General features: G+C 74.3%; 22 protein-coding genes, 2 tRNA genes and 1 pseudogene. 18 read left to right on the forward strand and 7 right to left on the reverse strand.

Going from position 1 to position 23,508, the window contains the following annotated elements:
* The 4 genes and pseudogenes from HOY81_RS00900 to obgE form a co-directional block, all read left to right on the forward strand.
* A pseudogene (locus HOY81_RS00900) lies at positions 1 to 701 on the forward strand (hypothetical protein); the annotation flags it as partial.
* A 289-nt stretch (positions 702 to 990) separates the two neighbouring features.
* Positions 991 to 1,314 carry a 50S ribosomal protein L21 gene (gene rplU, locus HOY81_RS00905; protein ID WP_237316928.1) on the forward strand — a complete coding sequence of 108 codons (324 nt, stop codon included), beginning with the start codon at positions 991 to 993 and terminating at the stop codon, positions 1,312 to 1,314.
* A gap of 14 nt (positions 1,315 to 1,328) precedes the next feature.
* A complete protein-coding gene (gene rpmA / locus HOY81_RS00910) occupies positions 1,329 to 1,586 on the forward strand; it encodes a 50S ribosomal protein L27 (RefSeq protein ID WP_237316931.1) in 258 nt (85 codons plus the stop codon).
* A gap of 166 nt (positions 1,587 to 1,752) precedes the next feature.
* Positions 1,753 to 3,195: a GTPase ObgE gene (gene obgE, locus HOY81_RS00915; protein ID WP_237316933.1), complete on the forward strand. Its 1,443-nt coding sequence runs from the start codon at positions 1,753 to 1,755 to the stop codon at positions 3,193 to 3,195.
* Positions 3,196 to 3,244: 49 nt separating this feature from the next.
* Here obgE and HOY81_RS00920 read toward each other — a convergent pair whose 3' ends face one another.
* The 3 genes from HOY81_RS00920 to HOY81_RS00930 all read right to left on the reverse strand — a co-directional run bounded on the left by HOY81_RS00920 (position 3,245) and on the right by HOY81_RS00930 (position 7,533).
* The gene (locus HOY81_RS00920; RefSeq protein WP_237316935.1) at positions 3,245 to 4,231 is read right to left on the reverse strand and encodes a hypothetical protein; all 987 of its coding nucleotides are present in this window, start codon (positions 4,229 to 4,231) and stop codon (positions 3,245 to 3,247) included.
* A gap of 189 nt (positions 4,232 to 4,420) precedes the next feature.
* On the reverse strand, positions 4,421 to 5,122 hold the full coding sequence (locus tag HOY81_RS00925) for a M15 family metallopeptidase (RefSeq protein ID WP_237317240.1): 702 nt from the start codon (positions 5,120 to 5,122) through the stop codon (positions 4,421 to 4,423).
* 317 nt (positions 5,123 to 5,439) lie between these two features.
* Entirely contained in the window at positions 5,440 to 7,533 is a 2,094-nt protein-coding gene (locus HOY81_RS00930; RefSeq protein ID WP_237316937.1) for a hypothetical protein, read from the reverse strand.
* Between the two features lie 346 nt (positions 7,534 to 7,879).
* Here HOY81_RS00930 and proB point away from each other — a divergent pair, with 346 nt between their 5' ends.
* The 5 genes from proB to HOY81_RS00955 all read left to right on the forward strand — a co-directional run bounded on the left by proB (position 7,880) and on the right by HOY81_RS00955 (position 12,891).
* Positions 7,880 to 8,977, forward strand: a complete 1,098-nt coding sequence (proB, locus tag HOY81_RS00935) for a glutamate 5-kinase (RefSeq protein ID WP_237317242.1) — start codon at positions 7,880 to 7,882, stop codon at positions 8,975 to 8,977.
* A gap of 214 nt (positions 8,978 to 9,191) precedes the next feature.
* Positions 9,192 to 9,650 (forward strand): hypothetical protein, encoded by a 459-nt coding sequence (locus HOY81_RS00940; RefSeq protein WP_237316939.1) that lies wholly within the window; start codon positions 9,192 to 9,194, stop codon positions 9,648 to 9,650.
* Between the two features lie 60 nt (positions 9,651 to 9,710).
* Positions 9,711 to 10,991, forward strand: a complete 1,281-nt coding sequence (locus HOY81_RS00945) for a glutamate-5-semialdehyde dehydrogenase (protein WP_237316941.1) — start codon at positions 9,711 to 9,713, stop codon at positions 10,989 to 10,991.
* A 61-nt stretch (positions 10,992 to 11,052) separates the two neighbouring features.
* Positions 11,053 to 11,718 carry a hypothetical protein gene (locus tag HOY81_RS00950; protein WP_237316943.1) on the forward strand — a complete coding sequence of 222 codons (666 nt, stop codon included), beginning with the start codon at positions 11,053 to 11,055 and terminating at the stop codon, positions 11,716 to 11,718.
* A 90-nt stretch (positions 11,719 to 11,808) separates the two neighbouring features.
* Positions 11,809 to 12,891, forward strand: a complete 1,083-nt coding sequence (locus HOY81_RS00955; RefSeq protein WP_237316945.1) for a hypothetical protein — start codon at positions 11,809 to 11,811, stop codon at positions 12,889 to 12,891.
* 48 nt (positions 12,892 to 12,939) lie between these two features.
* Here HOY81_RS00955 and HOY81_RS00960 read toward each other — a convergent pair whose 3' ends face one another.
* From HOY81_RS00960 to HOY81_RS00970, 3 genes are all read right to left on the reverse strand, one after another.
* Positions 12,940 to 14,040 carry a M48 family metallopeptidase gene (locus HOY81_RS00960; RefSeq protein ID WP_237316947.1) on the reverse strand — a complete coding sequence of 367 codons (1,101 nt, stop codon included), beginning with the start codon at positions 14,038 to 14,040 and terminating at the stop codon, positions 12,940 to 12,942.
* 94 nt (positions 14,041 to 14,134) lie between these two features.
* Entirely contained in the window at positions 14,135 to 15,397 is a 1,263-nt protein-coding gene (locus HOY81_RS00965) for an MFS transporter (RefSeq protein ID WP_237316949.1), read from the reverse strand.
* 41 nt (positions 15,398 to 15,438) lie between these two features.
* A complete protein-coding gene (locus HOY81_RS00970; protein ID WP_237316951.1) occupies positions 15,439 to 16,218 on the reverse strand; it encodes an MBL fold metallo-hydrolase in 780 nt (259 codons plus the stop codon).
* Between the two features lie 95 nt (positions 16,219 to 16,313).
* On the opposite strand from HOY81_RS00970, the gene HOY81_RS00975 reads away from it, so the two are divergent.
* From HOY81_RS00975 to HOY81_RS01010, 8 genes are all read left to right on the forward strand, one after another.
* Complete coding sequence (locus HOY81_RS00975; RefSeq protein WP_237316953.1) at positions 16,314 to 16,913, forward strand: ABATE domain-containing protein; 600 nt, start codon at positions 16,314 to 16,316, stop codon at positions 16,911 to 16,913.
* A gap of 189 nt (positions 16,914 to 17,102) precedes the next feature.
* The gene (locus HOY81_RS00980; protein WP_237316956.1) at positions 17,103 to 17,276 is read left to right on the forward strand and encodes a hypothetical protein; all 174 of its coding nucleotides are present in this window, start codon (positions 17,103 to 17,105) and stop codon (positions 17,274 to 17,276) included.
* Positions 17,277 to 17,324: 48 nt separating this feature from the next.
* Positions 17,325 to 17,960 carry a nicotinate-nucleotide adenylyltransferase gene (nadD, locus tag HOY81_RS00985; protein WP_237316958.1) on the forward strand — a complete coding sequence of 212 codons (636 nt, stop codon included), beginning with the start codon at positions 17,325 to 17,327 and terminating at the stop codon, positions 17,958 to 17,960.
* Positions 17,957 to 19,885, forward strand: coding sequence for an LCP family protein (locus HOY81_RS00990; RefSeq protein ID WP_237316959.1), 1,929 nt, complete (start codon positions 17,957 to 17,959; stop codon positions 19,883 to 19,885). The genes nadD and HOY81_RS00990 overlap by 4 nt, the downstream gene beginning before the upstream one ends.
* 66 nt (positions 19,886 to 19,951) lie before the next feature.
* A complete protein-coding gene (rsfS, locus tag HOY81_RS00995; protein ID WP_237316962.1) occupies positions 19,952 to 20,365 on the forward strand; it encodes a ribosome silencing factor in 414 nt (137 codons plus the stop codon).
* The gene (locus tag HOY81_RS01000; protein ID WP_237316964.1) at positions 20,362 to 21,000 is read left to right on the forward strand and encodes a histidine phosphatase family protein; all 639 of its coding nucleotides are present in this window, start codon (positions 20,362 to 20,364) and stop codon (positions 20,998 to 21,000) included. Before rsfS ends, HOY81_RS01000 begins: the two co-directional genes overlap by 4 nt.
* Before the next feature lie 116 nt (positions 21,001 to 21,116).
* Positions 21,117 to 21,189 (forward strand) — tRNA-Ala (locus HOY81_RS01005).
* Between the two features lie 307 nt (positions 21,190 to 21,496).
* Entirely contained in the window at positions 21,497 to 21,730 is a 234-nt protein-coding gene (locus tag HOY81_RS01010) for a hypothetical protein (RefSeq protein ID WP_237316966.1), read from the forward strand.
* Here HOY81_RS01010 and HOY81_RS01015 read toward each other — a convergent pair.
* Positions 21,709 to 23,073: a glycosyltransferase 87 family protein gene (locus tag HOY81_RS01015; RefSeq protein WP_237317244.1), complete on the reverse strand. Its 1,365-nt coding sequence runs from the start codon at positions 23,071 to 23,073 to the stop codon at positions 21,709 to 21,711. The genes HOY81_RS01010 and HOY81_RS01015 overlap by 22 nt on opposite strands.
* Positions 23,074 to 23,381: 308 nt before the next feature.
* Here HOY81_RS01015 and HOY81_RS01020 point away from each other — a divergent pair.
* Positions 23,382 to 23,454, forward strand: a tRNA-Ala gene (locus tag HOY81_RS01020).
* Positions 23,455 to 23,508 lie beyond the last annotated feature (54 nt).

The raw sequence follows: 23,508 nt of genomic DNA on the forward strand, positions 1-23,508 counted from the left end.
AGGAGCCGGAGGTTTCCGGGGTTCCGGAGTCCGCCGGGGAGGGTGCGCCTGCCGGGGGCCCGGAGGAGGTCGCCGCCCCGGTGCGGAGGCGCCGGGTGACCCGTGAGGTCTCGGCTCCGGCGGGTCCGCCCGCCGAGGACGGTGGTGAGGCCGTGGGTGCGATCGTGCTGCCGGCGGCGGGTCACGAGGAGCCGGAGGTTTCCGGGGTTCCGGAGTCCGCCGGGGAGGGTGCGCCTGCCGGCGGTCCGGAGGAGGTCGCCGCCCCGGTGCGGAGGCGCCGGGTGACCCGTAGGGCCTCGGCTCCGGCGGGTCCGCCCGCCGAGGACGCGGCGTCCGGCTCCCTGGTGGTGCCCGCCGCGTCGGAGGAGGAGCCGGAGAGCCCCTCCGGGGCCACGAAGGCGGCCCGCAAGACCGCCAAGAAGGCCACCGCGAAGAAGGCCGCGGCCGCCACGAAGACGGGCGCGACGAAGAAGGCGGCGGCCAAGAAGACGACGGCCAGGAAGACGGCCGCGAAGAAGACGGCGACCAAGAAGACGGCCGCCAAGAAGACGACGGCCAGGAAGACGGCGGACAGCGCCGGGGCGGACGGCCCCGGCGGGACGGGTGACGCCGCCCCGGACTCCGGCGAGCAGCCGGCGCAGCGGACGGCGGCCGCCGAGCAGCAGAGCCCGCCCTCGGTCTCGGCCCAGGCCGAGGACTGAGCTGCGGGCACCCGCCCGGCGGGTCACGGCCCGCCCCGCCGCTGCGGGGCGGGCCGTGACCCGGGGCCTGGCGGCCCACGGGCCCGGTTTGACCGGCAGGTCACGGGTTCCGTAACCTTGACCGTCGGCGTGTCTGGACGGACGCGCCCGGCTCCTGAGCACCTCCCTCCCGGCCGTCGGCGACGCCGCGCCGGGAGAGGCCACTCAATCCTCCCGGATCCGTCGCGGGCCCCTGTCCCGTGCGAGTGGCTGGCATCAGGGGCTCCGCATCGAGTGAGGAGAGTTCCGCGTGTACGCGATCGTGCGCACCGGCGGGCGCCAGCAGAAGGTCTCTGTCGGCGACGTCATCGAGGTTGACCGGATTTCCGAGAGCAAGGTCGGCGACAGCGTCGAGCTCTCCACCCTGCTCGTCGTGGACGGCGAGGCCGTCACCAGCGACCCGTGGGTGCTGGCGGGCGTGAAGGTCCAGGCGGAGGTCGTGGACCACCACAAGGGCTCCAAGATCCGGATCCAGAAGTACAAGAACAAGACCGGCTACAAGAAGCGCATCGGTCACCGCCAGCTCCACACCGGCCTGAAGATCACGAACATCCCCGCCCCGGCCGCGAAGTAAGGGACTGAGAAGACATGGCACACAAGAAGGGCGCATCGTCCACCCGGAACGGTCGCGACTCCAACCCGCAGCACCTCGGCGTCAAGCGGTTCGGCGGCCAGGTGGTCAACGCCGGTGAGATCCTGATCCGCCAGCGCGGCACCCACTTCCACCCGGGTGCGGGCGTCGGCCGCGGCGGTGACGACACCCTGTTCGCGCTGAACGCCGGCGCGGTGCAGTTCGGCACCCACCGGGGCCGCAGGGTCGTGAACATCGTCCCGGCCGGCGAGTAACACTCCCCGGCGGCCGGTGCACGGCACCGGCAGCGCAGCACCGACACCTTCCGAGGGCGGACCGCCGCCTCCCCACCGGGGAGCGGCGCCGCCCTCGGCGTGTTACGGGCCCGGTGCCCGGCAACACGTACGCACACACCGACCCAGCTCGCCGGGAGGCACCGTCATGACCACCTTCGTGGACCGCGTCGAACTGCACATCGCCGCGGGTACCGGAGGCCACGGCTGCGCCTCCGTGCACCGGGAGAAGTTCAAGCCGCTCGGCGGCCCCGACGGCGGCAACGGCGGGCGGGGCGGTGATGTCGTGCTCGTGGTCGACCAGGACGTGACCACGCTGCTGGAGTACCACCACGGCCCGCACCGCAAGGCCGTGAACGGGCGGCCCGGCGAGGGCGGCCACCGCTCCGGCAAGGACGGCACGGACCTGGTGCTCCCCGTCCCCGACGGCACCGTGGTGCTGGACGGGCGGGGCGAGGTGCTGGCCGACCTGGTCGGGCACGGCACCACCTTCGTCGCCGCCCGCGGCGGCCGCGGCGGCCTCGGCAACGCCGCGCTGGCCTCCCCCCGCCGGAAGGCCCCCGGCTTCGCGCTGCTGGGCGAGCCCGGCGAGGTCCGGGAGATCGTGCTGGAGCTGAAGACCGTCGCCGACGTCGCCCTCGTCGGCTATCCGTCGGCGGGCAAGTCCTCCCTGATCTCCGTGCTCTCCGCGGCCCGGCCGAAGATCGCGGACTACCCCTTCACCACCCTGGTGCCGAACCTGGGCGTGGTGACCGCCGGCGCCACCGTCTACACCGTCGCCGACGTCCCCGGGCTGATCGAGGGGGCCAGCGAGGGCCGCGGGCTCGGCCTGGAGTTCCTGCGGCACGTCGAGCGCTGCGCGGTCCTGGTCCACGTCCTGGACTGCGCCACCCTGGAGTCCGACCGGGACCCGGTCTCCGACCTGGACACCATCGAGCGGGAGCTCGCCCAGTACGGCGGCCTGGAGGACCGGCCGCGCCTCGTCGCCCTGAACAAGACCGACATCCCCGACGGCCAGGACCTCGCCGACATCATCCGGCCCGACCTGGAGGAGCGCGGCTACCGGGTCTTCGACGTCTCGGCCGTCTCCCGGCAGGGTCTCAAGGAGCTGTCGTTCGCCCTCGCCGGGATCGTGGAGGAGGCGCGGGCCGCGCGGCCGCCGCAGGAGGCGACCCGGATCGTCATCCGGCCGCGAGCGGTGGACGACGCCGGGTTCACCGTCACCCGGGAGGCGGACGGGCTGTTCCGGGTTCGTGGCGAGAAGCCCGAGCGCTGGGTCCGGCAGACCGACTTCCACAACGACGAGGCGGTGGGGTACCTCGCCGACCGCCTGAACCGCCTCGGCGTCGAGGAGGAACTGCTCCGGGCCGGCGCCCGCGAGGGCGACGGGGTCGCCATCGGCGCCGGGGACGACGCGGTCGTCTTCGACTGGGAGCCGTCCATGGTCGGCGGTGCGGAGATGCTCGGCCGGCGCGGCGAGGACCACCGCATGGAGACCCCGCGCCCCGCCGCTCAGCGCCGCCGCGACCGCCAGGCCCAGCGGGACGAGGCGCTGGGGACGTACGAGGAGTTCAACCCGTTCGAGGGATAGCGGGCCGCGGTCCCCGCAGGCCGCCCGGCGGCGCCCGTGCGCCGGCTGCCTACACCCCCGGCGAGCCCGCCGTGTGGTACTGCGGCCAGCCGTACTGCGCCTGCTGCCGGGGGAGGTAGGAGGCGACCATCTCGTCCGGGATGGTCGCCGGGGCCTCCCAGCCCGAGGGGGCGCCCGCCGTGTCCCGGCGGTGGCGCCCGGCGCGGTCGTCGCCGTAGGAACCGTGGTGCGGGGAGGGCAGCCGCCCCTCGGCGGCGAGCTGCTGGACCCGGAAGACCAGCCGGGCGAGGTCGATGCCGAACTCGTCGGCGAGCACGCGCAGGTCCACGCCGGACCGCCAGCTGTCGATCAGTACGACGTCCATGCCGGTCGTCCACGCGGTGTCCTGCTGCCCGGGCGCCTCGGGCGCCGGCGGGTACGTCTCCGGTCCCTGGGGCACGTACGCCTCCGGGGGCGGCGTACAGCTCTCGGGGACGGGGTGGGAGGCGGCCGGCTCCGGTGTGGAGTGCGGTGTGTAGCCGGGCTGTGCGGGGTGCCCCGGCTGGTGCGGGGCGTGGTGCGTCGTGCCCTGCGGGGCGTGGTGGGCCCCCTGCGGGGCGTGGTGCGCGGTTCCCTGCGGTGTGGGGTGGCCGGGCCCGTGCGCGGTCTCCTGGTGCTGCCCCTGCGGGTGCGGGGCCGGGGAGGGCGGCCGTGCGGCGCCCGCCGCCGGCTCGGTGGTCGCCGGCTCCGGCCCGCCCTCCGCCGCCTCCGGGCTCGTGAGCACGTCCTCGGCCGTGCGCCGGGCGGTGTCCTTGCCCACGGTGCGCCGGGCGACCCGCACGGCCCGTTCGCTGAGGCCGAGGAGATCCGCGACGGACCTGTCGTTCCCGACGGTCACGGCGAAGGCGGCGAGCAGCCGGGCCCGGTGTGCCTGGCGCTCGTCCAGCGCGCTCTGCGCCGACCGGACATGCTCGTCACTGAGGCAGAAGGCCTCGGCGAGAACCGTGTGCCGGTTCCACAACTCCCTCGGGTCCATGCCGGATTCAACGGGCGTCACCACGTCAGGAAATTGCGGTGCCGGGGACAGCACCCGAAGAGAGCAATTGTGGACTGATACGGCGACCGGCCCATATGGGTATCGGCCGTCCGCCGTACCGGCCGTGGGACGGCCGGTACGGCGGACGGCGCGCGGTCGCGGGCGGACGCGCCCGGGCAGGGGAGGACCGTGCGCGTCCCGCGCGCGGGGTCAGCAGTTGGGCGCGCTCCAGAACTGGCTGGACTTGTTGCCCACGTGGACGTGGTCGTTGTGACCGGGGTAGCCGGGGCCGAGGATCTCCTCGAAGCCGGAGTCCCGGCCCTCGCTCCACATCGCGCACTGCGAGGGCCCGCTGGCCAGGCCGAGGTCGGCGGCCTGGCCGTACATGTGGAGGCTGCTGGAGGAGCCGCCGACGCTGCTGTTGCAGGAGATGCTGCGGAAGCCCGAGGTGATGACGATGGGCCGGTCGCCGAGCTTGTGCCGCAGCGCCTCGAGCTGCCACATCACCCGGCGGATGTTGCGCTTGGCGGTGGCGGCCGAGACCCGGCCGCCGGTGAAGTCGTTCTCGCCGCAGCTGTCGTTGAACTCGCCGTAGGAGAAGTGCGCGGGGGTGCAGTCGGCGTCCTGCAGCGCGTAGATCTTGCTGTAGGTCTGCGGTCCCGCGACGCCGTCCACGGAGAGCCCGTAGCCGGCCTGGAAGCGGCGCAGCGCCGACTCCGTGGCCGGGCCGAACTGCCCGTCGATGGCGATGTTCTGACCGCGGGCCGCCCAGCCGGCGATGCGCTCCTGGAGCTGGGCGACATCGCTGCCGCTGGCGCCTCTGCTCAGGTTCCGGTTCCAGGTGTAGCAGGTGTCCGCCGCCGCGGGCGCGGCCGTCGCCACGTTCGCGGTGAGACCGGCGGCCGCCAGCATCACCGCGGCGAGCAGGCCCCGTATGCGATGGTGTGCCACTTTTCCTCCATGTGGGGTTGGAGCTGATTCCACGTGCACACCCGGCCAGGTGCTCCAGTACCGTAGAAGGAATAATTCCGGTGTCAAGAAGGCCCGTTGGCGGACACGGCCCGACCTGCGGAGAAACAGCTGCGGCGGATTGCGGGAGGGGCGCCGGGGAGCCCGGCGTGCGTCGCCGACATTGGGCCGACCTCTGGAATGTCAGAAACAATTCAGCGGCTTTTCACCGCCCCGTGGAGGGTGAAAAGCCGCTGAATTTCCGGTGTGCCGGTCGCGTGCTAGGGGGCCGGCGAGACCGCGCTCCGCGGGCTCTCGGCGTCCTCGGCGGCCGCCTCCGCCGCGCGCTGTGCGCGCTGCTCGCGCTGCTCGGGCAGTCCCGTGGCCGTCCGGGCGGCCACCCGGGCGTTCCGGGCCTCCGCCGCGGCGCACAGCTCCCGCGCCGCCTGGTCGAAGCGCACCAGCGAGGGCGGGTCCGAGGGGCCCAGCAACTGCACCTTCAGCTCGGCACGGGCCCGGGCGAGCCCGTCCCGCGACGGCTCCCGGACGCTCTCCAGCAGCGCGGGAACGCCCGCCGCGTCCGGGGTGAGGATGGTCGCCGCCCGCACGGTCGGGAAGCCGGCCTTGAAGTCGGCCTCGGGCAGGCCGCTGGTGTTGGCCACCGCGTACGGCTTCTCGCTGCTCAGGTAGTCCGACACGACGCTGGACACGTCGCTGATCAGCAGGTCCGCCTGGTTGAAGCAGGAGTAGATGCCGGGCCGGGCACCCGTGACGATCAGGTGCTCCCACTCCGGGAACGAGGCCCAGTACGCCTCCTCCCACGCCGCGGTGGCCGCCTCCACGGCGGCGGCGCGCTCGCCGTCCGGGCGCGACTGGAGCAGCATCCGCTCCACCTCGTCGGCGCTGGGCCGGGAGGCGGTGGTGGTGAGCCGGTCCAGCTCGGCGGTGCGGCGCTCCAGCTCCGCGGCGGCCTCCGGGCCCGGGCGGGGGCCGGAGCGGGCCGCGTTCGCCTCGGCGATCAGGGCGCGGATCCGCCGGTCGGCCTCGCCCGCGCGCGGGTCGACGGAGCCGGTCATCGGGTGCGGCTTGTAGAGCAGCCGCACCTTCGGGTCGGCGAGCAGCTCGCGGACGATGTTCTCGCCGGCCAGGATGATCGAGGTGTTGCCCGGGTCGTCGGTCCAGCCCTCCCAGGTGGGGGCGTAGAGGACCGAGGTGCGGCCGTCCGGGGCGGGCGGCCCGGCGTACGGACGGATGGGCGCGAGCTGGGGCCGGCCGACCTCCACCACGTCTCCGTCGTCGACGCCGATGTCGGCGAGCCGGTAGCGCTCGCGGGCGGCGGGGCCGGCCACCCAGACCTCGTCGTACGCCTTGGCGTACGGGTTGCAGGAGGAGAGCTTGTCGCTCTCACCGTGGTTGGTGAAGGCGTGCTTGATGGTGGGGATGCGCAGCACCTGGGAGGTCTTGCCGGAGTTCGCCGGGTGCAGCAGCAGCTTCAGGGTGGAGTGCTCCAGGTGCATCAGGTGGGCGACCTTGGGGATGCACACGATCGGGACGTCGGTGGCGTCGATCTTCTGCACCATGAAGCGCTCGCGGAGCACGATCAGCGGGTTGCCGTCCAGCGCGGCGAGGGTGCTCAGCCACATGTTCGCCTGGTAGGCCGAGGTGGCTCCCCCGGAGAAGTACATGCCCACGGTCGGCCGGTACTCGGCGAGCCAGCCGTCCAGCCAGTCGAGGACCTGCTGCTCGCCGGCGACGCGCTTCTTCGGCAGCAGCCAGGTGCCCAGGTAGGCGGCGCTGCCGAGGGTGAGCAGCAGGGTGGTGGCGAGCCCGGCCAGCGCCCAGGCGTTCACCGCGGTCACCGAGGTGAGCAGCAGCCCGGCGGTGGCCGGGAACATGAAGCGGAGCAGCCGGCGGCTGGACTGCCGGGCCAGCAGCCGGGGCGGCGCGGGGGAGAGCCGGAGCCCGCTGGTGTCGATGTTCCGGGTGAGGATCGGCAGGGTGCGGCTGCGCCGGACCAGCACGGCGACCGCCTGGCTCGCGAAGTGCGCGGCGTAGCAGCCCAGCAGAAGCACGACGAGCCAGCGTTCCTCCACCGCGTTCACCTTGGGGAGCCGCACCAGGCCGACCACGATCAGCATGTCCCGCAGGAGCTGCCGGGGCACCACGTCGAAGCGGACTCTGCCCAGGACGGCCAGCAGACCGGGCTGCCGGTGCTGGAGGTAGAGGTCGAGTGCGACTCCGGCGGCGGAGGCCGCCACAAAGACGGGGACGTTCGGCAGCAGGGCGCCCGCGAGCTGGCCCGAGTACAGGACCAGCAGCAGGAGCAGCGCCGTCAACTGGACGGCGCGTCGGGGGAAGAGTCCGGCAGGGGGCACGTCGGTGAGCTCCTGGCGCGAAGTGATCGTGGGTCGCCTCTGTGCGGCGTGTGGCGGCGTACCGGGGCCGCGCAGGCGCCGTACAGGGGCCGTACAAGGGGTCGTACAGAGGATGAGAGGCCACCGACGGTATGCCGGTGGCCGCCCGTAAGACAATTTTCCGTGACCAACAGCATTCCAAATGTGCCCAAACGTGACGATGGCTGTGGGTCCACTGGGTGGGACGAATGCGTCACACCCCGCGGGGCTGCCGTAGATTTGCCAGCGGTGTCAGGGGCGATTCAGCAGAGGGACGGCGAGGGTGTCAGGGGAAGCGGGGCTGCGGCAGCACGTGGCGCGACGGGACGTGGCCGAGGCACGGCGGATCGTGGTGAAGGTCGGCTCGTCGTCGCTGACCACCGCGGCGGGCGGGCTGGACGCGGACCGGGTGGACGCCCTGGTGGACGTGCTGGCCAAGTACGAGGAGAAGGAGATCGTGCTGGTCTCCTCCGGCGCCATCGCGGCCGGGCTGGCCCCGCTGGGGCTGGAGCGGCGTCCCCGGGACCTCGCCCGGCAGCAGGCCGCCGCCAGCGTGGGCCAGGGCCTGCTGGTGGCCCGCTACACCGCGTCCTTCGCCCGTTACGGGCGCCGGGTGGGCCAGGTACTGCTCACCTCGGACGACACCAGCCGCCGTGCCCACTACCGGAACGCCTACCGCACCCTGGACCAGCTCCTGGCCATGCGGACCGTGCCGGTGGTCAACGAGAACGACACGGTCGCCACCGACGAGATCCGGTTCGGCGACAACGACCGGCTGGCCGCGCTCGTCGCCCACCTGGTGCGGGCCGACCTGCTGGTGCTCCTCTCCGACGTGGACGGTCTCTACGACGGCGACCCGCACACCCCGGGCACCTCCCGGATCGCCGAGGTCGCGGGGCCGGAGGACCTGGCGGGTGTCGACATCGGCAGCGCGGGCCGGGCCGGGGTCGGCACCGGCGGCATGGTGACCAAGGTCGAGGCGGCACGCATCGCGGCGGCCGCCGGGGTGTCCGTGGTGCTCACCTCCGCCATACACGCCTCGGACGCGCTGGCCGGCGCCCCGACGGGCACCTGGTTCCACCCCACCGGGCGCCGCACCGCCGGCCGGCTGCTCTGGCTCGCGCACGCCAGCACGCCGACCGGGGCGCTGGTGCTGGACGAGGGGGCGGTACGGGCGGTGGTGCAGCGGCGCACCTCGCTGCTGCCCGCGGGCGTGCTCCGGGTCGAGGGCGACTTCGCCGCGGGCGACCCCGTGGAGCTGCGGGACGAGGAGGGCCGTGCCGTCGCCCGTGGACTGGTCAACTTCGACGCCCGGGAGATCCCCCGGCTGATCGGCCGCTCCACCCGTGAGCTCGCCCGGGAACTGGGCCCGTCGTACGAGCGGGAGATCGTACACAGGGACGACCTGGTGCTGCTGCGTTCGTGAGACGGCGCCACAGGAGCGCTCCCGCGCCCCCGGCAGGCGTCAGCCTTGTGACCGGTCGGAAAAAGTCCGGTCTTTCGGCGGACACCTTCGGCAAAAACGCCACGCGGCCGCGCGCGGACTGGTCAACTTTGTCGTGGGACCGGACGGGACCGGGCCCGGGCGGAGACGCACCAGCAGGGGCAGAGCACCCCTTCGGCACCACAGGAGGCCCCCGGTGAGACGACTGGCCAGCGTCGGCATGGGGTATCCCGAGCCGCGCGCGGGGAGGGAACGCGCCGAGCAGGGCGAGGAACGCGGTGCGGAGCCCGGCCCCGGCGGGGAGGAACGCGAGACCTCGCGGCTGTGGCATGTCACGCTCAGCGTGGCGGGCGAGGAGGCGCCGCTGGCGGAGGTCCGGCGCGGCCTGGAGCAGCTCGCGCACGACCATCCGTTCCTGCTCACCAGCCGGTACGCCAACGACCACGCGGAGATCCGGTACTGGGAGGAGGCCCGCGACCTGCATGACGCGGCGGCGGTGGCCCTCCGGCTCTGGGGCGAGCACCGCTCCACGGCCCAGCTCCCGCCCTGGGAGATCGTCGGGCTGGAGGTGATCGACCGCGGGACCTACCACCAGCGGGTCGCCGAGGGCTTCGGGCCCGCGCCGGCCACCCCGGTCGGCGTGCACCCCTTCTGAGGTGCCGGGGGAGCCCGGGTTCCGGCCCACGGCGGGCCCCGTAGCCCGTAAGCTTCAGGCATGACCAGCACCGCATCCGACCTCTCGCCGGACACGTCCCCCGTCACCGCGACCGCGCGCCGCGCGCGGACCGCGGCGGCCGAGCTCGCCCCGCTGCCGCGGACCGCCCGGGACACCGCGCTGCTGGCGATCGCCGACGCGCTGGTCGCCCGCGGCGAGGAGATCGTCGCGGCGAACGCCGAGGACATCGCCAAGGCCCGGGCCGCGGACACGCCCGACGCCATCGTGGACCGGCTCACCCTCACTCCGGAGCGGATCGCGGCCATCGCCGCGGACGTGCGCGACGTGGTGGCGCTGCCCGACCCGGTCGGCGAGGTGGTGCGCGGCTCCACCCTGCCGAACGGCCTGGAGCTGCGGCAGGTGCGGGTTCCGCTCGGCGTGGTCGGGATCGTCTACGAGGCCCGGCCGAACGTCACCGTGGACGCCGCCGCGCTCTGCCTGAAGTCCGGGAACGCCGTGCTGCTGCGCGGCTCCTCCTCCGCCTACGCCTCGAACACCGCGCTGGTCGGCGTGTTGCGGGACGCCGTCGCCACGGCCGGCCTCCCGGCGGACGCCGTGCAGCTGGTGCCGGGGGAGGGCCGGGACTCCGTCAAGGAGCTGATGCGGGCCCGCGGCCTGGTCGACGTGCTGATCCCGCGCGGCGGCGCCTCGCTGATCAGGACGGTCGTCGAGGAGTCCACGGTGCCGGTGATCGAGACCGGCACCGGCAACTGCCACGTCTACGTCGACGAGCACGCCGACCCGGCGATGGCGATCGAGCTCCTGGTCAACAGCAAGGCCCAGCGCCCCAGCGTCTGCAACGCCGCGGAGACCGTGCTGGTGCACGCGGGGATCGCGGACACCTTCCTGCCGCCGGCGGCGGCCGCCCTGAGGGACGCCGGGGTGACCGTGCACGGGGACGCGGCCTGGCAGCAGGCCGACCCGGCGGTGGTGCCGGCGACCGAGGAGGACTGGGGCACCGAGTACCTGTCGTACGACATCGCCGCCGCGGTGGTGGACTCGCTGGACGCGGCGGTGGCGCACATCCGCCGCTGGTCCTCGGGGCACACGGAGGCCATCGTCACCCGGGACACCGCGGCGGCCCGCCGCTTCACCGCGCTGGTGGACTCGACGGCGGTGATGGTGAACGCCTCCACCCGGTTCACCGACGGCGGGCAGTTCGGCTTCGGTGCGGAGATCGGGATCTCGACGCAGAAGCTGCACGCCCGCGGCCCCATGGGACTTCCGGAACTCACCTCGACGAAGTTCGTCGTGACCGGTGACGGTCATACCAGAGGCTGATCCTTTCCTCCGATTGGCGCTCTCCCTGCCCTCCTCGCCCGGTTCGCACTAGGCTGGAGGGGTGCCGGAGGATGTGGGGGGCCAGCCGTTCCCGGACGGCGAGGAGCCCGACGACGGTCACCACGGCGACGCGGAGGACGCGTTCGCGGCCGTGGTCTTTGACGAGGACTTCGTGCGGGCCGCCGAGGTGCACGAGCCCACGGCGGCCGAGCGGATCCTGGCCGCCGCCCAGTCCCACCCCGACGGCGAGCCTCCCCACCCGTACGAGGAGGGGCACGGCTACGGACCGGGCGGCGAACAGGGCGGCGAGCCCGGCGACGGCCGCTTCGGCGGTCCGCCGTTCGGGGGATACGACGAGGGCTGGGGCACCACACACGGTTACGGATACGGCCCCGGACATGCCTATGGTCCGTACGCCTACGATCCCGGCCTCCCGGACGGCCTGGACGACGACGACCCGGCCCGCCCCTATCGCGGCCACGCCCGGTGGCAGCGTCCCATCGCCTGGGTGCTGGCGGTGGTGATGGGCGTCGGCATGGTCGCGCTCGCCTTCACCGCCGTCTACCGCGGCGCCTCCGGCCAGCGGGACGAACCGGCGCCGCCGCCGACCACCACGACGGGCGTCGAGGAGCCGCCGACGGACCGGCAGCCGGCCCCCGGTTCGCTGCCCGGCCGGTCGCCCGGGGCGGCCGTCCCGACGGCCGCCACGGAGGCCCGCCAGGGCTGACGGCACGGGGTGTCGCGAAAGCGCCGCCCCGGCGCAACGTGACCGGGAGCGGGGCGTTTACGACCCCTTCCCGCGACCTACTCTGTCCCTATGGCCGGTCGTGGACACCCTCCCCGGAGGCCCGGTGACGGATCTCCCGGCGGCGGCGACGACGAGTACCGCTCCATCGTCTTCGACGAGTCGTTCGTGGAGGCCGCGCGGCTGCAGGAGTACTCCGCGCGGGAGCGGCTGGAGGACGAGGAGCACGCCGCCGTGCGCCGGCGTCCCCGGCCGGCACCGGCCTCCGGCGGTGCGTCCCGGCAGGCGGTCATCCTGGTCCTGCTCATCGCGGTCGCCTTCGGCACGGCGATCTACCTGGGGATACGCACCCCCTATCAGGCCCCGCCGTCGCCGCCCGCGGAGGCCATGCGGGTCACGATGCTGCCCCTGGCACCCCGTGACACCGTCCCCGGCGGGACGCCGGGCGACCTGTTCGCCTCCAGCCCGGCGGCGGACCTCCGGGTGGGCGCCGAGGGCGTCAACCTCCCCCCGCCCCGCCGCACCGACCACTTCAGCGAGAACCAGACGCTGGCCGCGCTCACCGCCGCCAAGGAGTACGTGGTGGCGAGCTCGGTGGACCCGGAGGTGCTGATGGGCGGCACCGTACGCTCCGTACGCCTGCTGCTGGACCCGGCGCAGCACGCCCAGTTCGACCGCAGCGTCGAACGACCCCGCCCCGACGGCCGGCACGCGGCGACCGGCTGGATGGTGCGCTTCGACCCGGCGGAGGTCGCCCTCGCCGACCCGGACGTCCGGGTTCAGGGGACCCTGGCCGTCCGGGAGACCGGGGCGGACACCCTGGAGGTCACCGCGGACCACGTCTTCACCTACGCGCTGCACTCCGCCGAGGAGGACGCCCGGGCCCGCGGCGCCTCGCTCTTCACCGTGCGCCGCGAGGTGCACTTCCGCTTCGAGCGTGCGGACCTGCGTGACCAGCAGCTCCGGGTGGAGACCGTCTCGGTGCGGGCCGGGCCGCTGTCCTGCTCCGCCCCCTCCGCCGGCGCCTTCCAGCCGCTGCTGGCCGGCGAGCGGGCGCGCGGCGACGCGCCGGCCGGGACCGACCCGTACGAGGAGAGCCGTTCCCGGGCGGCGCTGTGCGGCGTCCTGGCGGACACCGCACAGCCTGCGCCGTAGCGCCCGGGACGCCCTGCGGGACCGGCCGCGCGGCCGCCGGACGGCTTGTCAGGGCCGGCCGTTCCTCGTGGGGCCGTCCGTGCCGGAGTCGTCGTCGGGACCGCGGGACCCCGCGGCCCCGCCACGGCCGGTGAAGGTGTCCCGGAGCCGTCCGCCCAGGTCGCCGGCGCCGCCCGCCAGGTCCCGCATCAGGTTCATCAGCGGGTCCTTGCTGGTCCGGACGCTCTCCGCGTAGTGGTTCGCCGACTGCCGGAAGGAGTCCGAGACGGAGGTGTCCCCGTCGTCCTCCCGCCGGTCGTAGTGGCCGTCCATGATCCGCTGGTAGTCACGGCTGGCGGCCCACTTGCGCAGCTCGGCCGCACGCACCGTGGTGAACGGGTGGCTCCGGGGCAGCACGTTCATGATCTTCAGCACCGAGTCCCGCAGGTCGCCGCCGGCCTCGTACTCGTCGGCCTGCTTGAGGAAGGCGTCGACGTTCATCTCGTGCAGGTGGTTGCCGCCCGCCAGCTTCATCAGCCCGCGCATCGAGGCCTGGAGGTCCTGCCCGACGAGCAGCCCCGCCCGGTCCGCCGACAGCTCCGACTTGCGGAACCACTCGCGGAGCGCCGTGACGATGGCCATGATGGCGACGTTGCCGAGCGGGATCCAGGCGACCTTGAGGGCGAGGTTGGTGAGGAAGAGCAGGATCGTGCGGTAGACGGCGTGCCCGGACAGGGCGTGCCCGGTCTCGTGCCCCACGACCGCCCGCATCTCCTCCTCGTCGAGCAGCTCGACGAGCCCGGTGGTCACCACGATGATCGGCTCGTCCAGGCCGATGCACATGGCGTTCGGCTTCGGGTCCTGGGAGACGTACATCGGGGGAACCTTCTCCAGGTCCAGGATGTAGCAGGCGTCCCGCAGCATCGCGTTCAGATGGGGGAACTGCTCGTCGCTCACCCGCACCGAGTCGGAGAGGAAGAGCAGCCGCAGGCTGCGCTCCGGCAGCAGGCCGCTGAGCGCCTTGAAGACGGTGTCGAAGCCACTCAGCTTGCGCAGCGCGACCAGCGCCGAGCGGTCGGCCGGGTGCTCGTAGGCCCGGGAGGAGATTCCCGGGAAGCGTCGCCGGTCCCGGCCCGGGAGCCGCGCGCTGTCGTCCGTTCCGTGGGTCATGTTCGGGTCGCTCCCCCTCGTCGGCTGGATTCCCCAGCGTAGACGCCGCGGAAGCGCGGCGGGTTGTGTCTGCCGGGTCGGGACGACGCGCCGCTCACCGGCTGCGTGCCGCGACGGTGACCGCGGGCACGACGGCCAGTGCCAGGAGACCGCCGCCGGCGGCGAGGACCGGGTAGCCGGCGGTCGCGACGACCAGGCCGGAGGCCAGGCCGCCCGTGGCGGCCGCGACGGCGACGAAGACGTCGGCCACGCCCTGGGTCCTGGCACGGGTGGCCGCCGGTACGGCGTCGGTGAGGAGCGCGGTGCCGCTGACGAGCCCGAGGCTCCAGCCCAGCCCCAGCAGCGTGAGGGCCGCGGCGAACGCGGCGGTGGAAGCACCGGGGGCGTGGGCGGCCAGGACACCGGCGGCCAGCAGGGTCAGCGCGGAGGCGGTGGCCACCCGGAGCCCGCCGTACCGGTCGACGAGCCAGCCGGACAGGGGCGCGGGCAGATACATCGCCCCGATGTGGACCGCGATGACCAGGCCGGAGGCGGCGGCGCCGTGGCCCCGGTCGTGCATGTGGACCGGCGTCATCGTCATGATCGCCACCATGACGAGCTGGGCGACCATCATGACCAGGGCTCCCGCCCGTACGTGGGAACGCCGTCCCGCGGCCGCCCGCCGCACCCGGGCGCCGCTCGCGCCCGGGGCACCGGAGGCCGCACGCTCCGTCTCCAGCGTGCGGGCCAGCAGCAGCGGGTCCGGACGCAGCCAGGCGGCCAGTACCAGGGCGGCCGCCGCGTAGGCGGAGCCGGAGAGCACGAACAGCCCGCTCAGGCGGGGAATCCCGAGGGCGTGGGCGAGGTCGCCGCCGGGCGCCGCGAGAACGGGCCCGGCCACGCCCCCCAGCGTCGTGGCGACCAGCACGGTGGACACGGCACGGGCGCGGTGCCCGGGAGCCGCCAGGTCGGCACCGGCGTACCGGGCCAGCAGGTTCGTGGCCGTACCGGCGCCGTAGACGAACATCGCGACCAGCAGCAGCACGGCGCTGCCGGTGACGGCGGCGGCGACGACGCCCGCGCTGCCGAGGGCACCGGCCGCGTACCCGGCGGCGAGGCCGGGGCGCCGGCCGACCGCCTGAGAGATACGGCCGATCGCGACGGCCGCCGACGCGGCACCGGCGGTGGACAGGGCGCCGAGCAGGCCGGCCAGGCCGGTGGAGCCGAGCATGTCCCGGGCGAGCAGGGCACCGACGGTGACACCCCCCGCGAGTCCGGCGCCGCTGAGGACCTGCGCAGCGGTCAGGACGGTCAGGACGCGGCGCTGTGCCCGGGACCGCGCACGGTCCTCGGTCCGGGCGGACACGGTGGTCGTCATCGGGGAGGGCTCCCGCCGGGCGGGACCGGGCCGGCGGGCACTCAGACCCGCTCGCCCAGATCCAGGCGGTCGAGCAGCCCGGCGCCGGCGAAGGCGGCGATCAGGTCGTCGCGGCCCTCGGTGAAGTGCGCCCAGCCGTCGTAGTGGACCGGGACCACCCGGCGGGCGCCGAGGATCCGGGCGGCGTCGGCGGCCTGGGCGCTGTCCAGGACGATCAGCGCGCCGTCGAAGAGCTGGGGGAAGCGGGGAGCTCCGGCGAACAGCACGGCGGTGTCCACCGGGCCGAAACGCCCCGCGATCTCCTCGACCAGGCCGAGCGAGGCGTTGTCGCCGCTGACGTAGACCGTGGGCAGCTCCTCCCCGGTCAGGACGAATCCGACGACCTCGCCGGTGACCGGTTCGACGTCCTCGCGCGCACCGGGGCCGTGGAGGGCGGGCACCCCGGTGACGGTGATCGTTCCGCCTCCGGGGCGAGCCAGTTCGACCGCCTCCCAGTCGGCCAGCCCGGTGGCCCCCGGCCCCAGGCGCTTCGCGCCCCCGGGCGTGGTCAGGGTCAGCGGGACGTCGGCGAGCAGGGCCCGGCCGGAGTCGTCGAGGTTGTCCGGGTGCTCGTCGTGGGAGAGCAGGACCACGTCCACGGGCCCGAGCGTGGCCGGCGCGGCGGAGGAGGCGGCCGTCTTGGTCAGCCGGCCGCCCGGCACGTGGTAGTCGCGGGGCGGGTCGAAGACCGGGTCGGTCAGGAAGCGCAGGCCGCCGTACGCGAAGAGGGCGGTCGGGCCGCCGAGGACCCGGACGGGGAACTGCTCACTGGTGCCGGCCATGGGAGAACCTCCAGAACCTCACGGATGCAGGGGAAAGTATCCGTGAGGAAGCTAGCCCTGTCTCACGGCTGAGCGCAAGCCGTACCATGAGGACCATGAGCGAGTCCCCGGTCGGCAGCTCCGTGCCACCGCCCGCACCGGGGGCGCGGGATCACCTCGCCCTCGACTTCGTCAACAGCGCCGTCGCCCTGCCCGGAGGGCACTTCGTCGACCTCCTCGGCACCCCCGACGCCACCAACCGGTGGCTCACCGAACACGGCCTCGCGCCTGCCGACGCCGGAGTGCAGGAGATGTGTGCGGCGCAACTGCGCTCGCTGCGCGAGCACCTCAGGGTGCTGTTCGCCGCCCGCGTCGCCGGGCTGCCCGCCCTGCCGGCGGCACTGACCGCCGTCAACGACGCGCTGAGCCGGGCCCCCACGGCCTCGCTGCTGTACTGGGACGAGAAGAACGGCCCCTACCGTGCGGCGCCGTGCCCCACCAACGAGATCCTCGACCGCGCGCTCGCCACCCTCGCTGCCGACGCGGCCGACCTCCTCACCGGCCCCGACGCCGACCGCCTCACCGGCTGCGGTTCCGCCCCCTGCAACCGCTATCTGCTGCGCCACGGGCGCCGTCACTGGTGCTCCACCCGCTGCGGCGACCGGGCCCGCGCCGCCCGCGCCTACGCCCGGCGCACCCGGTCGCCGTCGCCCTGACCCCGGAACGAACGCTCCCCGGGACGTTCCCGGCAGCGCTCACGGCCCCGGGCGACTCCGCGGCGGGGCGCCCGCCGCCGCCTGCCCGCCGCCGGGCCGCCTCGGCGTGAGCCCGCCGGGGGCGCCCGCTTACGATGTGGCCCGACAGCGAAGCCACTGCACGTACCCACCGGGATGGAACCAGCGACGATGACTCTGCTCAGCACCGCGCACGACACCCTGGCCCTGCTCGCCTCGTCCGAGGGCGAGGGCGGTGGCCACGGCGGCGGAAGCAACACCCTGCCGTACCTCACCGGCGGTGGCGCGCTGCTCGCGCTGCTCCTCCTGCTGTGGGTCACCACCCGCTTCAACCGGGACCGTTAAGCCGCGCCGCGTGGGCGGCGGCGGGAAGAGGGGCTAGGGTCGGCACGCATGGGAGAGCACATAGTGCCCGGAACCGCCGAACGGCGGCTGGGCGTGATGGGCGGCACCTTCGACCCCATCCACCACGGCCACCTGGTCGCGGCCAGCGAGGTGGCGGCGCGCTTCGCCCTGGACGAGGTCGTCTTCGTGCCGACCGGCCAGCCCTGGCAGAAGAGCCACCAGAGGGTGTCACCCGCCGAGGACCGTTATCTGATGACGGTCATCGCGACCGCCTCCAACCCCCAGTTCTCGGTCAGCCGCATCGACATCGACCGCGGCGGCCGGACGTACACCATCGACACCCTCCGCGACCTGCACGCCGAACACCCCGATGCCGAGCTCTTCTTCATCACCGGCGCCGACGCGCTCGCCCAGATCCTCACCTGGCGGGACGCGGAGGAACTCTTCTCGCTGGCCCACTTCATCGGCGTCACCCGCCCCGGGCACGCGCTGGCCGACCCCGGACTCCCGGACGGCGGCGTCTCGCTGATCGAGGTCCCCGCCCTGGCCATCTCCTCCACGGACTGCCGCGCGAGGGTGGAACGCGGCGATCCGGTCTGGTATCTGGTGCCGGACGGGGTGGTGCGCTACATCAGCAAGCGCCGCCTGTACCGGGACGGGGGAGAGGAGGCGGACCGGACGTGAACGACGGTTACGGCTACGACCCGTACGGGCGGCAACCGCAGCTCCTCGGGTACGACGAGTACGGCCGCCCGGTGTACGAGCAGGCCCCCGGCCCGGAGTCCGGCGGGCAGGGCCCCCCGTACGACGGATACGGGGGCCAGGGCGGCTACGGCGGCCAGGGCGGCTACGACGGGTACGGGGCCTACGGTCACGACGGGCGGCAGCAGGGCGCGGCGCAGAGCCCCCCGCAGGACCCCTCGCAGGGCTACGGCGGACCCGGGGGGTACGCCCCGTACGCCGGGGCCGGCGGGTACGACCACGGCGGTCACCAGGTGACGGGCGCGCCCGCGCCGGCCGCCGGGTACGACCCCTACGGCGGCGGGCAGGGCTACGACCCGTACGACCCGTACGGCCCGGCCGCCGGCACCGGGCAGCAGCCGCCCGTCTCCGGGGCGTACACCGTCCCGCAGCAGCCGGGCACGGGCGTCACCGGCGACGACGCCTACGGCGGCCCGCCGGCCCACGACCCCTACGGCCCGGCCGCGGAGACCGGCGGGCGGGTCCCCGCCCAGGCGCCGCCTCCCGCCACCGAGCAGCGCCGGGACCCGGCGGCGGGACCGGAGCCCGGCGGGCCCGGCGGCCGGGACGAGGGCGCCCGCGACCGGTCCGGTGCCGCGACCGGGGAAGCCGGGGACGCGTACCGGACGGAGGAGTTCTCCTTCGTCGAGGAGCGCACCGACGACTCCGAGGACGTCATCGACTGGCTCAAGTTCACCGAGAGCCGCACGGAACGCCGGGAGGAGGCCAAGCGCCGCGGCCGGAACCGCAAGCGGGCGCTGGTGCTGTTCCTGGTGCTCGCCGTGCTCGGCGGCACCGGCTGGCTCTGGCACGCGGGCAGGCTGCCCGGCCTGGGCGGCGGGACGGACGGCGGCGGACCGGCCGCCGGGCAGCAGCGGGACGTGCTCGCCGTGCACCTGATGTCGCCCGACAGCAAGGACAGCTCCACCGCCCTGCTGGTGGACAACGCCACCACCGAGCAGGCGACCACCCTGCTGCTGCCCGACTCCCTCGCCGTCGCCACGTCCGACGGCGCCACCACCACGCTGGGCAAGTCGGTCGAGGACGAGGGCGCGACCCCCACCCGGGACGCGCTGGACCGGCTCTTCGGCGCGGAGATCAAGGGAACCTGGCGGCTGGACACCCCGTATCTGGAGATCCTGGTGGACTCCGTCGGCGGGATCACCGTGGACGCCGACACCGAGGTGCCGGCCGCGAAGAAGGGCGAGGACCCGCTGGTGCAGGCCGGCGAGGACCGCGCCCTGGACGGCCGCGCCGCCGTCGCCTACGCCACCCACCGCGGGGCCACCGAGCAGGAGGCCGAGCAGCTCGCCCGCTTCGGGCAGGTGATGCACGGTGTGCTGCGGAAGATGTCCAGCGACGAGGCGGCGGCCACCGGCACGGTGAAGTCGCTCGGCCAGATCCTCGACCCGTCGCTCTCCGAGGAGTCCCTGGGCGCCACCCTGGCGCACCTCGCCGAGCGGGCCAAGAACGGCGGTCACCGCACCCGTATGCTGCCCGCGGAGCCGGACGGCACGCTGAGCGAGAAGACCAGCGACGGCCTGGTCAAGGACGTGCTCGGCGGGACCGTGCGGAACTCCGACCCGGATGCGGCCCCGCGGGTGAGCGTGCGCGACGCCACCGGCGAGAAGGGCGCCGGGCTGACCGCCCGCGCGGCCCTGGTCAACGGCGGCTGGACGGTGGTCGGCACCGGCACCGCGGACGGCACGGAGGAGAAGTCCCGGGTGCTCTACGCGGCCAAGGCACAGAAGGGCCAGGCCGAGGAGGTCGCCCGGACGCTCGGGCTGCCGGAGAAGGCCGTGACCGAGGGCGAGGGCGCCGGGAACGCGGACGTGACCGTGGTCCTCGGACAGGACTACGACGGCTGAGGCTTCGCCGCCCGGCGTGAGATCCTGGGAGCGTCCGAGTGACCGACCGCGACGAAAGCACTGCTTGTGACCGCTACTGACCGTTCCGTCGAGCTGATCAACGCCGCCGCCCAGGCCGCGGCCGACAAGCTCGCGCACGATGTCGTCGGGTACGACGTCAGCGACGTCCTCGCCCTCACCGACGCCTTCCTGCTCGCCTCCGCACCCAACGACCGGCAGGTCAAGGCCATCGTGGAGGGCATCGAGGAGAAGCTGCTCAAGGAGCACGGCGCCAAGCCCCAGCGGCGCGAGGGCGAGCGCGAGGGACGCTGGGTGCTGCTGGACTACGTGGACATCGTGGTGCACGTCCAGCACAGCGAGGAGCGGGTCTACTACGCGCTGGAGCGGCTCTGGAAGGACTGCCCGGAGCTGGAGCTGCCCCCGGACGCCCGGGCCACCCGCGGTCGCGGTGAGGAGGCGGCCGCGGAGGACGCCCGGTGACCCGCGACCGCCGCATCGTCCTCTGGCGCCACGGCCAGACGGCGTGGAACCTGGAGCGCCGCTTCCAGGGCTCCACGGACATCGCGCTGACCGAGGACGGCGTCGCCCAGGCGCGGCGCGCGGCCCGGCTGCTCGCGGGGCTGCGCCCCGACGCGATCATCTCCTCCGACCTGCAACGGACCCGTGCGACCGCCGCCGAGCTGGCCGCCGTGACGGGCCTGGAGGTCACGCACGACGAGGCGCTGCGGGAGACGTACGCCGGTGCCTGGCAGGGGCTGACCCACGACGAGATCACCGAGCGGTACGCGGAGCAGTACGCGGCCTGGAAGCGCGGGGAGCCGGTGCGCCGCGGTGGTGGCGAGCTGGAGACGGAGGTGGCCGAACGGGCCGCGCCGGTGGTGGAGCGCAGCGCCGAGAAGCTGCCGGACGGCGGTGTACTGGTGGTGGTCAGCCACGGCGGCACCATACGGACCACCCTCGGCCGGCTGCTGGGGTTGCACCCCGGCACCTGGGAGGCGCTGGGCGGCCTGTCGAACTGCTGCTGGTCCGTGCTGGGCGAGAGCCTGCGCGGCTGGCGGCTGCTGGAGCACAACGCGGGGACGCTCCCGGAGCCCGTGCTGGGCGACGACGACTGACCCGAACGGGTGCCGTGCGGGTGCCCGCCGCGGCCCCGGCCGGGACCGATTTCGTGATCTGCCAGGTCACCCGCTAAGCTGCTACTCGTTCACGGCACGCAGCGGCCGGCGGACGCGGGGCTATAGCTCAGTTGGTAGAGCGCTTGCATGGCATGCAAGAGGTCAGGAGTTCGATTCTCCTTAGCTCCACAGAAGAGTGCCGGCACCGTCGGCCCCGCAGATCCCGTCCCCGTCCGGGGGCGGGATTTTCGCTTCCCGGGGGCGCCCGGTCGCCCGGTTCCTTCCGGGGGCTTTCCGTCAGGGCTCCTGCCCGGCGGAAGAACGTGGCAGAATCGTGACGACCGGAAAGGGGGACGGGGCCGAGGGGAGGGACGGTGCCATGTCGGCCGACTTCCGGTGCCCTGCCTGTGGATCGTCGAACGTCGCCCAGGTCCTCGGCGACAATGGAGGAGTTTCCTACGTGTGCACGGCCTGCGGCCACCTCTGGAGCTGACTGATGGGCGCACACAGCCGGAAGTGCGACTGGTGCGGCAGCGGTACGCCGATCGTCCGCGACATGGAGCCGGTGAACCCCGAGTTCCAGTACTGGTGCGAGGACTGCGCGCGGGCGCTGATCATAAAGGGCGACCCGATCGAGACCTACCGCGAACTGGACGGTGAGCCCATCTACGGGCGGCTGCTGGACGAGCACTGCAGCCTGAAGCGCTTCTACTCCTTCGCCACGGCCTGAGCCGGCGTCGCGGGACCGGCCGCCGCGGTTTCAGCCGGCACCGGGGCCTCTGCCGGAGCCGCGGGCCGAGCCGCTTCGTACGGCAGCGGCCGGCGCAGCGCCCGTACGGAGACCGCCGCCGCCACCGCGAGGAATGCCGTGCCCGTCACCGGATAGACCGCCGAGAGCAGCATCTCGCCCCCGTGCTGGTCGAGTTCGGGCAGCGGCCCGGCGCCGCCGTCCCGCCCGTTCGGCACCCACCACAGCGCGTAGGAGCAGAAGAGCGCGCCCGCGATCCCCGCGCCCGCCCACCAGCGCACGTCGCCGCGGCGCAGCGCCTCGGCCCCCAGCAGCAGCACTATCGGCACCGCCCACACCCAGTGGTGCGACCAGGAGACCGGGCTGATCAGCAGCGCGGTCACCGCGCAGGCCAGCACCGCCCAGGCGGGCGCGTACGGCAGCCGCCGCGGGGTGGCGAGGAACGCGGCCACCGCGGTGCCCAGCCCGGCCGCCGCGGCGACCGCGCACAGCGCCACTGCGAAGGCGCCCGGGTCGCCGGTGTGCAGCAGCCGGGCGGCGACCCCGTGCAGGGACTGGTTGGCGGTGCCCTCGGTGGCCCCGGCCCGGTCGGCGGCGAAGAGCACCTCGGTCCAGAAGCGGTGCGAGTCGCGGGGGAGCACCACCGCGGAGAGCAGGGCGGTCCCGAGGAAGGCGCCGGTGGCGACGGCCGCCTGCCGCAGCCGGGCGTTCCACAGCCCGCCGGGCCGGCCTCCGCGGCGCCGGCGGCGCCCCGCCTCCGCGAGCCCGCAGAGCGCGAGGAAGACCGCGAACAGCGCGGGGGTGAGCTTGATCCCGGCCGCCACGCCGATGCCCACCCCCGCCCACCGGTGACCGGGGCGCCGGGTCAGGTCCCACAGGACCAGCGCGGCGAGCAGCAGGTTCACCTGCCCGTAGCGCAGGGTCGTCCACACCGGCTCGCACCAGACGGCGACCGCGGCCAGGCCGAGGGCGGCGGCGGGCCGGGGGAGGCGCGCCGGACGGCCGAGCAGCCGCAGGGAGAGCTGGACGAGCACCACCAGCAGCACCAGGTTGGTCACCGCGGCCAGGGTGCGCAGCTCCGGCACGTCGAGCAGGGTCAGCGGCAGGAACAGCAGGGCCGCGAACGGCGGGTAGGTGGCGGGCAGGTCCGCATGGGTGACGCGGAGGGCGTAGAGGTCCTCCCCGTTGCGCACCGCCCAGCCCTCCGCCCGGTAGACCATCAGGTCGATCACCGACACGTCGGCTGCGCGCTGGGCCAGCACGAAGGCGGCGAAGGAGAGCAGGCACGCCCCGGCGGCCGGCAGGGTGGGGCGGCGGAGGACCAACGACCGGGCCGTGGCGCGGGGACGGGTGGCGGCGGTCTCGTGCAGCGTGCTCACGGCGGGACGGCTCCGGTGTCTCTCGGCGCGGGCTCCCTCGGGCCCGGGGACGGGCGCCGACGCTACCGGCCGGGGGCGACGGGGAAGTGGACGTCGACGGGCGGGAGTGGGTGGGGGAGGCGGGGAGCGGGAAACGATTTGGCGGATCACGGCGCCTGCCGTGTACAGTAGGCACCGCCGTCGCGGGGACACCGCAGCGGAGCCGCCCAGTCACCCGGGTGGCGCTGCTGAGTCTTTCGCGTCGGACCACTTCCGGGGCTATAGCTCAGTTGGTAGAGCGCTTGCATGGCATGCAAGAGGTCAGGAGTTCGATTCTCCTTAGCTCCACTTGGCTCAGCGTTCGTCGAGGCGTGAGACGTGCCCGGTCCGGGCGCCTCTCAC

This window comes from Streptomyces sp. JJ36 (assembly GCF_021696945.1).
Taxonomy (GTDB): domain Bacteria; phylum Actinomycetota; class Actinomycetes; order Streptomycetales; family Streptomycetaceae; genus Streptomyces.